8 protein-coding genes are annotated in these 11,741 nt (G+C 74.4%); 7 read left to right on the plus strand and 1 reads right to left on the minus strand.

The window, feature by feature from the left end; genetic code table 11:
• The first annotated feature begins 25 nt into the window (after positions 1-25).
• The 5 genes from ACIBL4_RS17135 to ACIBL4_RS17155 all read left to right on the plus strand — a co-directional run bounded on the left by ACIBL4_RS17135 (position 26) and on the right by ACIBL4_RS17155 (position 8,931).
• Positions 26-1,804: a fatty acyl-AMP ligase gene (locus ACIBL4_RS17135; protein ID WP_399410754.1), complete on the plus strand. Its 1,779-nt coding sequence runs from the start codon at positions 26-28 to the stop codon at positions 1,802-1,804.
• On the plus strand, positions 1,801-5,778 hold the full coding sequence (locus tag ACIBL4_RS17140) for an acyltransferase domain-containing protein (RefSeq protein ID WP_399410756.1): 3,978 nt from the start codon (positions 1,801-1,803) through the stop codon (positions 5,776-5,778). The genes ACIBL4_RS17135 and ACIBL4_RS17140 overlap by 4 nt, the downstream gene beginning before the upstream one ends.
• Positions 5,779-5,799: 21 nt before the next feature.
• Positions 5,800-6,759, plus strand: a complete 960-nt coding sequence (locus ACIBL4_RS17145) for an alpha/beta hydrolase (RefSeq protein WP_399410758.1) — start codon at positions 5,800-5,802, stop codon at positions 6,757-6,759.
• Positions 6,760-6,881: 122 nt separating this feature from the next.
• A complete protein-coding gene (locus tag ACIBL4_RS17150; protein WP_399410760.1) occupies positions 6,882-8,099 on the plus strand; it encodes a PucR family transcriptional regulator in 1,218 nt (405 codons plus the stop codon).
• A gap of 154 nt (positions 8,100-8,253) precedes the next feature.
• The gene (locus ACIBL4_RS17155) at positions 8,254-8,931 is read left to right on the plus strand and encodes a cutinase family protein (protein ID WP_399410762.1); all 678 of its coding nucleotides are present in this window, start codon (positions 8,254-8,256) and stop codon (positions 8,929-8,931) included.
• Positions 8,932-8,997: 66 nt separating this feature from the next.
• On the opposite strand, the gene ACIBL4_RS17160 is transcribed toward ACIBL4_RS17155, so the two are convergent.
• Entirely contained in the window at positions 8,998-10,719 is a 1,722-nt protein-coding gene (locus tag ACIBL4_RS17160) for a hypothetical protein (protein WP_399410764.1), read from the minus strand.
• 177 nt (positions 10,720-10,896) lie between these two features.
• Here ACIBL4_RS17160 and ACIBL4_RS17165 point away from each other — a divergent pair, with 177 nt between their 5' ends.
• Together ACIBL4_RS17165 and ACIBL4_RS17170 are read left to right on the plus strand one after the other, a co-directional pair.
• Positions 10,897-11,127, plus strand: a complete 231-nt coding sequence (locus tag ACIBL4_RS17165) for a hypothetical protein (RefSeq protein ID WP_356924912.1) — start codon at positions 10,897-10,899, stop codon at positions 11,125-11,127.
• Between the two features lie 47 nt (positions 11,128-11,174).
• Positions 11,175-11,588 carry a VOC family protein gene (locus ACIBL4_RS17170; RefSeq protein ID WP_356924911.1) on the plus strand — a complete coding sequence of 138 codons (414 nt, stop codon included), beginning with the start codon at positions 11,175-11,177 and terminating at the stop codon, positions 11,586-11,588.
• Positions 11,589-11,741 lie beyond the last annotated feature (153 nt).

Here is an 11,741-nt window from a genome sequence, read left to right on the forward strand (position 1 = left end):
TCCGCGCCGTGAGGAGCCCCGCCTGATGGACAGCCGCCGCCCCCCGCACGCGCCCGTGTGCCCGACGCTGCCGGAGTACGTCCGGCACTGGGCCGAAAACACCCCGGACCGCAGGGCGTTCACCTTCGTCGAGCACCCGGCACCGCACTCGCGCGGCGTCCACCGCACCCTGACCTGGCGCCGTCTGGACGTACGGGTGCGGGCGCTGGCCGCGCGCCTCGCCGACCAGGCCGGCCCGGGGGACCGGGTCGCGCTGCTGTGTCCGCAGGGCACGGACTACGTGACCGCCTTCCTCGCGGCCCTGGCCGCCGGGCTGGTCGCCGTCCCGCTGTATCCGCCGGGCCTGCCCGGGCACGCGGACCGGCTCGCGGGTGTGCTGGCCGACGCGCGGTGCTCGGCCGTCGTGACCACGAGCCGCCAACGGGAGGAGGTGCGTGACTTCCTCGGCCCCGACGGTCCGCGGATCGTGGTCGCGGACCAGGTGACCGACGACGCCGCCGGGGACTGGCGACCCGTCCCGCCGGACGCCGGGGCGACCGCCTACCTCCAGTACACCTCCGGCTCGACCCGGGCCCCGGCCGGTGTGGAGATCAGCCACGGCAACGTCGTCGCCAACGCCCGCCAGGCACTCGCCGCCTACGGTGCCGACACCCGCCCGGTGACCTGTGTGGGCTGGCTGCCGCTCTACCACGACATGGGGCTGGTGCTCAGCGTCGCGGCCCCCGTGACTCGAGGGGCGCTGTCGGTGCTGATGGACCCGGCCGCCTTCCTGCACGAGCCGGTGCGCTGGCTGCGGCTGCTCACCGCGCACCCGAACGCGGTGAGCGCCGCGCCCAACTTCGCCTACGACTACTGCGCCGCGAGCGTCTCCGACGACCAGAAGGAGGGGCTGCGGCTGGACCGGGTGACGGCGCTGATCAACGGCAGTGAGCCGGTCCGCCCGGGCACGGCCGACCGTTTCCACGCGGCGTTCGCCGGTCAGGGCCTGGCACCGGAGACCCACTGCCCGTCGTACGGCCTGGCCGAGGCCACCGTGTTCGTCTGCGCGGCCCGGCCGGGTGAGCCGCTCGGCCGGTTCGCGCTCGACCGTGACGCCCTGGCCGCCGGGAAGGCCCTGCCGGCCCGGGCGGACGATCCCCGGGCGGTGCTGCTGGCGGGCTGTGGCACCCCGGCGGGCCAGCGGGTCCGTATCGCCGACCCGGTGACCCGGGCCCTGCTGTCGGAGGGCGAGGTCGGCGAGATCTGGGTGCAGGGGCCGAATGTCGGCCGGGGCTACTGGAACCGGGGACCGGCGGATGTGTTCGGCGCCGAGTTCGCGGACGCCGAGGCCGCTCCGGGCGGCTGGCTGCGGACCGGCGATCTGGGGACGGTGCTGGAGGGGCAGCTGGTCGTCACGGGACGCTTGAAGGACCTGATCATCGTCGACGGCCGCAACCACTATCCGCAGGACGTCGAGGCGACGGCCCAGGACGCGGACCCGGCGGTGCGCAGGGACCGGCTCGCGGCGTTCGCCGTGCCGGGCGGCGGTGCTGGTAGTGGTGGTGGTGAGCGGGTGGTGATCGTGGCGGAGCACGCGCGGACCGTGCGGCTCGCCGAGCTCGACGTGCCGGCCGTGGTGCGGGCCGTGCGGGGTGCCGTCTCCGCCCGGCACGGGCTGCGGCTCGCCGACGTCGTCCTGGTGCCGCCGGGCACGGTGCCGCGCACCTCCAGCGGGAAGGTGTCCCGGGCCTTGACCCGGGCCCGGTATCTGGAGGGCGCGTACGGCGGGCAGGCCCCTGCGGCGACGGCGGGTGCCGCGGGATGAGCCCCGTCGACGAGGGCGCGCTGCGCCGGCTGATCGCCGAACGGGTGGCCGTCTGGTACGGCACCTCTCCCGAGGCCGTTCCGATGGACCGGCCGCTCGCCGACCTCGGCATGTCCTCGCGGGACGCCGTCGCCCTGGCCGGTGAACTGTCCCGGGCCACGGGCCGCGAGCTGCCGACGACGCTGCTGTGGGAGACGCCCACCGGTCAGGCGCTAGTGGCGCGGCTGTGCGGCACTCAGGCCTCGGGAAGCTCCCGGGCGGCCGAGGTGACACCGGAGCCGCGCGCCGGACTGCCGGGCGGGACGGCCGAACCGGTGGCGGTCGTCGGGGTCGGCTGCCGGCTGCCCGGCGGGGTGCACGGCCCGGACGGCTACTGGCGGCTGCTGAGCGGGGGCATCGACGCGATCCGGCGCGTGCCGGAGGACCGCTGGCGCGACTTCACCGACTTCCCGCCGCCCGACGCGCATCCGTACGGCGGCTATCTCGACGACATCGCCGGGTTCGACGCGGACTTCTTCCGCATCACCCCGCGCGAGGCAGCGGTGATGGACCCCCAGCAGCGGATCCTGCTGGAGGTCGTCCACGAGGCGCTCGACCACGCCGCCGTGCCGGCCGGATCCCTGGCGGGCACGGCCACCGGGGTGTTCGTCGGGGTGTCGGCCCCCGAGTACGGGCAGCTCACGGGCGCCGATCCGGCCGCCGTCGATCCCTGGGCGCCGGCCGGAGGCGCCCTGAGCGTGACCGCCGGGCGGCTCGCTTACGTCCTGGACACGCGGGGCCCGAGCCTGGCCGTCGACACGGCCTGCTCGTCCTCGCTGGTCGCCGTGCACCACGCCTGCGTCAGCCTGCGCACGGGCGAGAGCGACCTCGCGATCGCCGCCGGGGTCAACGTGCTGCTGTCGCCGGCCGTCACCGTCGCCTTCCGCAGAGCGGGCGCGCTCGCACCGGACGGGCGCTGCAAGCCCTTCTCGGTGGCGGCCGACGGCATCGGGCGCGGCGAGGGCTGCGCGGCCGTGATCCTGAAGCGGCTCTCCGACGCCGAGCGGGACGGCGACCGCGTGCTGGCCGTCATCCGGGCCACCGCCGTCAACTCCGACGGCCGCTCGAACGGTTTGATGGCGCCCAACCCGGCCGCTCAGCAGGCGCTGCTGGAGAGCGCGTACGCGCGGGCGGGGCTCGCCGCGGCCCAGGTCGACTACGTGGAGGCGCACGGCACCGGCACCCCGCTGGGCGACCCGATCGAGGCGGGCGCGCTGGGCGCGGTACTCGGCGCGGGCCGGGACCCGGACCAGCCGCTGCTGCTGGGCTCCGTCAAGGGCAACCTGGGGCATCTGGAGTCCGCCGCGGGCGTTGCGGGCCTGGTGAAGACCGTCCTGGCCCTGCACCACGACAGCATCCCGCCGTCCCTGCACTGCGCGCAGGGCACATCCCTCGCCGACGAGCGGCTGAGGGTGGTGACCGAGCCGGAGCCCTGGCCCCGCTATGGCGGCACCGCCCTCGCGGGCGTCTCCGGGTTCGGCTTCGGCGGCACCAACGCGCATGTGGTTCTGGAGGAGGGTCCGCCCGGCCTGGTCCCCGTACGGCCGGCCGAGGAGCCCGCCGCCCGCCTGCATCCGCTGTCCGACCTCGACGCCGGGCGCGTCCGCGACACGGCGGGCAGGCTCGCCGACTGGCTGCGCGAGAGCACCGCGCACCCCGCGGACGTGGCCCGGACCCTGGCTGGGCGCACCGGCCGCGGCCCCGTACGCGCCGCCGTGGTCGCCCGGGATCGCACCGAACTCGCCGATGTCCTGGGCGCGTTGGCGGCGGGGCGCCCGGACGCACGGGTGGTGACCGGGGAACGAGACCGGGTGGGGCGCGGCCCGGTGTGGGTCTTCTCCGGCTACGGCAGCCAGTGGCCGGGCATGGGGCGCAGACTGCTGGCCGAGGAACCCGCGTTCGCCGCCGCCGTGGAGAAACTCGACCCGCACCTCGCCCCGGAGTGCGGCCTGTCCCTGTACGACCACCTGTCCTCCGGGGCCGGCCTCGACCGCCTGGACGTCGCCCAGCCCGTGCTGTTCGGCTTTCAGCTGGCCCTCGCCGAGCTGTGGCGTGCGTACGGGGTCGAACCCGCCGCCGTGATCGGCCACTCCATGGGCGAGGTCGCGGCGGCGGTGTGTGCGGGCGCGCTGGACGTGGCGGACGGGGCGCGGGTCATCGCCGTACGGGCTCGGCTGCTGGCCGGGCTGAGCGGCGGCGCGATGGCCGTGGTGGACCTTGGCGACACCGAACTGGAGTCCCTGGAGCGGGAATTCCCGGGTGTGCACGTCGCCGTGCACTCCTCCCCGCGGCAGAAGGTCGTCACGGGTGAGGAGGCCGCGGTGGCCGGGCTCGTGCGCCGACTGGAGGGGCAGGGGCGGGCGGCACGGGTCATGCGGGTCGTCGGCGCCGGGCACTCGCCCCAGGTGGAGCCGCTGCTGCCGGAGCTCGCCAAGGCGCTGTCCGGCATCCGGGGCCGTCGGCCGCGTGTCCCGGTGTACTCGACAGTCCTGGACGATCCGCGCGGCGAGTCTGTGTTCGACGCGGCCCACTGGGTGGCCAACCTCAGGCGGCCCGTCCGCCTGGACCGGGCGCTCGCAGCGGCCGAGGCAGACGGCCACACGGCGTTCGTCGAGGTCTCGCCCCACCCGGTGCTGACCGGGGCCGTCGCCGATACCGTGCCCGATGCCCTCGCCCTGGCCACCCTGCGCCGGGACGCCGACGGGGCGGAGGCGTTCGCCGGGCAACTGGGCGCCCTGTACGTGGCGGGGCACCAGCTGCCGGTGCCGCCCGGCCGGGTCGTCGACCTGCCGGTCCCCCGGTGGCGGCACGTACGGCACTGGTGGACGGACGGCCGGGCCCGAAGCGAGCCGGTGCCGGAGCCGGAGCCGGAGGAACCGCGCGCCGAAGTGTCGGTCCTGGCCCGGCTGACCCACCACATCGCCGCCGTCACCGGCCACCCGGCCACCCGTGTCACCCCGGGCACCGCCCTGGCCGATCTGGGTCTGGACTCGCTGATGGCCGTCCGCGTCCGCACGGCCGTGGAGCGCGAGTTCGGCATCGAACTCCCCCTGCGCGACCTGTTCGCCGCAGCCACCGTCGAGGACGCCGCCGCCCGGATCCAGCAGGCACTCCCGCTTGAGGACACCCCGCTGCGCCCGCTGCGCGCCACCGGTTCCCGGCCCCCGCTGTTCCTCGTCCACGCCGCGGGCGGCCCGGTCACCGTCTACCGGACACTCGCCGAGCGGCTCGGCGAGGACCGGCCGGTGTACGGGCTGGAGCGGATCGAGGAGGCCCGGACCGTGCCGGAGAAGGCACGGCGGTACGCCGAGGCCATCGCCGCCGCCCAGCCCGACGGGCCCTGCCTGCTGGGCGGTTGGTCCTTCGGCGGGTTCGTCGCCCAGGAGACCGCGCGGCAGCTGACCGCCGCCGGACGGGACGTGCCACTGGTCGTGCTCATCGACTCCGTCCGCCCTCTCCCCCGGCCGGGCGTGACGCGCGCCGACCGGATCCGGGCGCATTTCGAGGGCTTCGCCGGCCACGTCGCCGACGCCTACGGGGTGCGGCTGGAGCTGCCGTACGACGAGCTCGTGGCCATGGACGACGACCGGCAGCGCATCGACACCGTGCTGCGGGCGCTGCGCGAGGCCGCCGAGGTGCCGCCCGCGGCGCTGCAGCACCAGCGCGCCTCCTACCTGGACATGGGCATCGGGGAGTCGCACCGGCCCGGCGGCTACGACGGGCCGGTCGTCCTCTACCGCGCCACCGAGCCCGCGCCCCACACCGTGCGCGACCCGGCGTACGAACGGGGCGACGAGGCGCTGGGCTGGGACGAGGTGTGCCCGCGCCTGGAGGTCGTGCCGGTGCCCGGTCACCATCTGTCCCTGCTCGATCCGCCGCACGTCGACGAGATCGCCGCCCACCTGAGCCGGGTGCTCGCCGAACGGGCCCCCTGAACCGCCAACCGAGGAGCCGCCATGCCCGACCTGCCGCCGAAGCCCGCTGCCCGAGTGTCCCGGCGCACCGTCGCCAGAGCGACGGCCGCCGCCGGCCTCGCCGCCTTGTTCGGGGCCGCGGGCGGCACGGCCCGTGCCGCGGCCGCCACCCGGCTCGGGCCGCGCACGCTGGACGTGTCCGTGCCCTCCGCCGCGCTCGGCCGCAGCGCGCCGGTCCGGCTGATCCTGCCGTCGGACTTCGGTGCGCGGCCGGGGCGGACGTATCCGGTGCTCTATCTGCTGCACGGCGCCCATGACGACTACACGTCCTGGACCCGGGAGACCGACATCGAGGCCTTCACCGAAGGCCGCGACCTGATCGTGGCGATGCCGGACGCGGGCCCCACCGGCATCCCCAGCGTCTGGCGCGGCGGCCCCGACTACGAGACGTTCCAGGTCAAGGAGGTGCCGGCGCTGCTCGCCCGGGACTACCGGGCCTCCGGCGTACGGGCGGTCGCCGGGGTCTCCACGGGTGGCTACGGCGCGATGGCGCACGCGGCCCGCCACCCCGGGGCGTTCAAGGCCGCGGCCTCGTTCAGCGGCATCCTCGACACCACCGCGCCCGGAGTTCCCGCCATCATGGACGCCATCGTGGCCCGGGAGAACCTGCCGGCGGCGTCCCTGTGGGGCCATCCGCTGCTGAACCTGCTTACCTGGCGGGACTTCAACCCACGGGCCCGCGCCACCGGGCTGCGCGGCACCGCCCTGTACGTCTCGCAGGGCAGCGGAGTGGGCGGCGGCAGCGGCGGCGATCCGCTGCCCGGGGTGCTGGAGAGCGCCCTGTGGCCCTCAGCGCAGGGCTTCGCCGGCACGCTCGCCCGCCTCGGCATCCGGGCCACCACGCACCTGTACGCGGGAGGAGGACACGACTGGCCTTACTGGAAGCGGGAGTTCACCGCCTCGTGGCCGATGCTCGCCCAGGCGCTGGGCGTGCCGGAGTGACGGGGGTGCCGTCGGGGCACGGAACGGAGCGCAGGGGTCGTCCGTCCAACACAGGACTTCCCTCTCGTCCCAGCGGTTACAGTCCGCGGGCGAGCCGCTTCCGGTCGAAAGGAGTGTCCGTGATGGCTGTGCCTGCCCAGCACGGCGTGCCGGACCGCCCCGGTATGCCCCCGATGCCGCCCGAGCTGGCGGAGCTGCTGCGCGCCCAGCTGGCGGCCGTCGCCGACCAGGTGGAGGAGGAGGTCCGCCGTCAGGTTCCCGAGTACGCCCGGCCCGCCGACGGTGCGTACGGCAGGAACCTGCGGGCCGGAGTGGTGCAGGCGCTGACCCTGTTCGTCGACCACATCGCCGACCCGCGCGACGACGGGGGCGCGATCGCGGCGACGTACTACGAACTCGGGCGCGGCGAGGCCCTGGAGGGCCGCAGTCTGGACGCGTTGCAGTCCGCGCTGCGGGTCGGGGGGCTGCACGCCTGGCGGCTGATGGGCCGGACAGCGGAGGAACTCGGCCTGGACTCCACGGTCGTCGCGGCGCTCGGCGAGCTGGCGTTCCGGACCGTGCACGAGGTCGCCCAGGCGGCCGCGGCCGGTTACGCCGAGGCGCAGTTGCGCAGCTCGGACGAGCTGGAGCGGCGCCGCAGGCGGCTGCTCGACCTGCTGCTGGAGGACGGGCCGGTGGCACTGGAGGCAGTGCACGACCTGGCGCACGGCGCGCGCTGGCCGGTGCCCCGGACGGTCGCCGTCGTGGCGCTCGCGGCGGCGCCGGACCGGCGGGAGGAGGACCGGCCGCTGGCCGCGGCGGGCGCGCTGGTGGACATGGAGTCCCGGCCGCCGCGCATGCTGGTGCCCGACCCGGACGGCTCCGGCCGCTTCGGCCGGGCGTTCACGCTCGCGCTGCGCGGCCGGCCCGCCGCGATCGGCCCGACGGTCGCGGTCACCGAGGCCGCGCAGTCGCTGCGGCTCGCCACGCGGGCGCTCGGGCTGATGGGACGCGGGGTCCTGCCCCGCCAGGGCGTGGTGCGCTGCGCCGACCATCTGTCGACGCTTCTGCTGTACGGCGACGAGCCGCTGCTGGAACGGCTCCAGGCGCGGGTTCTCGCGCCGCTCGACACCGTCTCGGCCGGGCAGCGCGACCGTCTCGCCGAGACGCTGCTGGCGTGGCTGCTCAGCGGCAGCAACGTGCCGGACGTCGCCACGCGGCTGCACATCCACCCGCAGACGGTCCGCTACCGCCTGCGCCAGCTGGAGAAGCTCTTCGGCGACGCCCTGCACGAGCCGGAAACCCGCCTCGACCTGATTCTCGCGTTGCGCGCGGAGTCATTACGCACACCACAGAACTGAATGCCGCTGCTCAATCGGCGGTGTACTCAATCGGTGATAAAAAACCGCGGCGATTCCATAATCCCGTCCATAACACTCCGGGAGACACAGCGAATACGTTCGGGCCGTCCTTTTTCGCAGGCGCTCCATGCGCCTCACCCGCGGAGGATTCCCCATGCGTATCCGTTTGTGTCTCGCCGCGCTCTCGCTGGCCGGCGGGGCCGGTCTGGCCACCCTCTCGGCTCCCTCGGCCACAGCCACGCCCCCGGCCACGACCTCGGCCCCGGCAGCGGCCGCGGCCTGCTCGGACGTCGAGGTCGTCTCGGCGCGCGGCACCTTCGAGCCGGGCACGCTCGGCTTCATCGTCGGCGACCCGGTGTTTTCCGCGCTGAAGAAGAAAGCGACGGGCAAAAGCCTGTCCAGCTACGCCGTGGACTACCCCGCCAACCTTTCCCTGACGTCTGCCGCGCAGGGCAACAGGGACCTGGTGAACCACGTGCAGAGCCAGGCCGCCGCCTGCCCGAATCAGCGGTTCGTGCTCGTCGGCTATTCGCAGGGCGCGAACGTCGTCGACAACTCGATCGGCATCAGCAGCGCGGGCGCGGTGGTCGGCAGCCCGATCGTGGCCACGCTGCCCGCCGCGGTCGAGCCGAAGGTCGCCGCGGTGCTGCTGTTCGGCAACCCGATCCGCGCCCTCGGCAAGAGCGTCACCGGCACGTACCAGAGCCGCACCCTGGACATCTGCGCCAAGGGCGACCCGGTCTGCGAGAGCGGCGGCGGCAACACCGGGGCGCACCTGAGCTACCGCGACAACGCGGACGAAGCGGCGGCGTTCGCCGCGGGCAGGCTCTGACCCCGCCAGCACACCGAAGGGCCCGGGAGGATGTCCTCCCGGGCCCCTTATGTGCGTCAGCGGGGGTCAGCGCGGCGACCGCGCGAACCCGGCGAGACTGGTGGAGACGATCTCGGGCCGGCCGTTGTTCTGGGTGGGCGCGGCGGTCAGGACGTCGAGGTGCTGGTAGCCGTCGGCGACCACGGGGTGGAGCCCTGCCGGGGCCCGGCCGGCCAGGAGTCCCTCACCGGCGAGGACGGTGAGCACCGGGTTGGCGGTGAGCCCGCCGGGGTGGACGACGAGCTTCTTGACCTGGGGCGAGCCGGCCATCTGGATGTCGGTGACCAGCTTGGTCGGGAAGTACTGCTCGGTGAAGTCCAGCGGCTGCTCGGCCAGGCTGCGGGCCAGTTGCCGCACGTCGGTGACCTCCTCGCCGGGGCCGGTGAAGGGGGTGCCGTCGGCCGACCGGTGGCCGGGGTCGTCGGGGTCACCGACGCGGTCGTAGTTGCGCCAGGTGTAGAGCGGTCCCTGCGGCCGGTCCGGGATGGCCTTGTACGCGGTGCCGTACAGCCCGGGCTGCTGGTCACCGCCGTTGGCCACGGGGAAGCTCTTGTCGGCGATCGGCCCGCCGTCGAAGAAGCCGACGCTGGTCTGGAGGAACGCCAGGGGTACGGAGTTGTCGTCCAGCAGCGCCCCGAGCACCGCCCCGTTGGTGAGGCGGAAGTCCTTCACCGCGGGCTTGCCGGTGAGGAAGGCGGTGGTGTCCTTGGAGAACAGGAAGCGGTGGGTGGCCTCGATGTTGAGGTTGGAGGGCAGGTAGCGGGGCAGGTCGGCCTCGGCGTCCGGGTCCTTCAGGGCGCCCATCCCGGCGATACCGAGCAGGGTCATGGTCTCGGGGTTGAGCAGCACCGGCGCGGACAGCGTGCGGGGCAGCACCCCGGTGTCGAGCCCGGCCTGCACCACGCCGTAACCGAGGCCGATGTCGGGCAGGTTGGTGTCGTCCGGCAGGCTGCCGCTGAGGTCGGCGAGCGAGGTGGAGACGGTGGTGTCGAGGGCGAAGTAGCCGGCGCACTGGTTGTAGCCGGCGTCCGCCGTGGTGGCCCGGTCGCCGTCGAAGTCGGCGGCGGCGAAGTACCCGGTGATCACGCCGCCCAGCGAGTGCCCGCCGCACAGCACCTTGCGCTTGCGCAGCGCCTGGGAGGGCAACTCGGCGGCGAGGAGGCCGTACTGGTCGCGTACGGTCTGCTCGATCCCGAGCTTCGCCATCCATCCCAGTTCCGCGTTGCGGGCGTAGCCGCCGAAGGTCCGGCCGTCGACCTGCTTGCCGCGGTAGTAGTAGTCGACGGCGGTGTGCTGGTCGCCGGAGGCGATGCCGGTGCGGTCCTCCAGGCAGTTGGAGCGCCGGTCCAGCGCCCAGAACTCGATGTGCAGGCCCTGCCCGGCGGCTCGCGCCACGGTGTTGCGGGCCACGCTGTCGAACGCCCCGGCTCCTTCCAGGATGCCGGGCTGGGCGACGAGGATCCGGTCCGCGTCGGCCGAGGCGGCGGGACCACCGGCGGAGCGGTAGCGCAGGTACGACAGCCAGTCGCAGGCGGCCGGACGCGGCCCGGCCGACTCCGGCAGCGGCACCTTCACCCGCACCACCGACTCCGTCACCCCGGTCACCGGTGACGTCGACGCGACCGGCGTCTCGGTCCGCGCGCCGTCGGCCCGGGCGCCCGGAGCGGCGGCCGTGAGCGTCCCCGCGGTGAGCAGCACCGCCAGTGCCGCGCCGCGCCACTTCCCTCTTCTCAAAAGGTTCATGTCCATGCCACGGACGCTAGGGGTGCGGCGCGAGGTCCCTCAGGGGGTGCTGATGAGAACTCAGTTTCCGGATCGTGCCTTGTCACCGGCGTACAGGGACCCTGCGCCCGCACAAGGACCCCTGAGGCCCCCTTATGGGCCAGTCGAGCTGCGAACCGGCGGTTTCGGGAGCATGGTGGGGCTATGGACGGTCAACCCCCTGTGGTCGTGCAGCCGCCCGCGCCGGACGGCGGACGGCTGGTGACCATCCACGGCGAGCGCATGGGCGTCGCCTACAGCCTCTTCGACGTGCTGGACCTGCTGCACCGCGAGGGCCTGCCCACCACCGACACGGCCGTCGACGACACCGAGCTGATCGAGTGGCGCGGCGGCGGCCCGTACGACTGGAACAACGGGTCGTCCGACGAGGCGTGAGCCTTCAGCGCCGTCCACATGACAACGGCCCCGTCACGGAGGTTCTCATGGTCTCCCGTCTCAACCCGTACCTGTCCTTCAACGGCGACGCACGGCAGGCGTTGGAGTTCTACCAGGAGGTCTTCGGAGGCACGCTGTCCCTCAACACCTACGGCGACTTCGGCCATGGGGACGACCCGAACGCCGACAAGATCATGCACGGCATGCTGGAGACCCCCACCGGCTTCACCCTGATGGGCGCCGACAACCCGCCGGGCATGGAGTCCGCGCCGGGCCAGCCCTTCTCGGTGAGCCTGAGCGGCGACGACGACGCCGAGCTGCGCGGCTACTGGGAGAAGCTCTCCGAGGGCGGCTCGGTCTCGGTGCCGCTGGAGAAGCAGATGTGGGGCGACGTGTTCGGCATGTGCACGGACCGCTTCGGCGTCCCGTGGATGGTCAACATCAGCGGATCGGAGAGCTGAGCCGGACCGACCGGACGGTCAGGGACCGCCCGCCGCGCGGGGCCGCCCCCCCCCCCCCCGCCCCCCCGGGGGGGGGGGGCCGCCCGCTTTTGCCGGCGCCGCCCGGCGGCCGGCATCACCCGGGCGGCGGCCCCGCCCGTTTTTTGGTACGGC

This window comes from Streptomyces sp. NPDC050416 (genome assembly GCF_044458845.1).
Classification (GTDB): domain Bacteria; phylum Actinomycetota; class Actinomycetes; order Streptomycetales; family Streptomycetaceae; genus Streptomyces.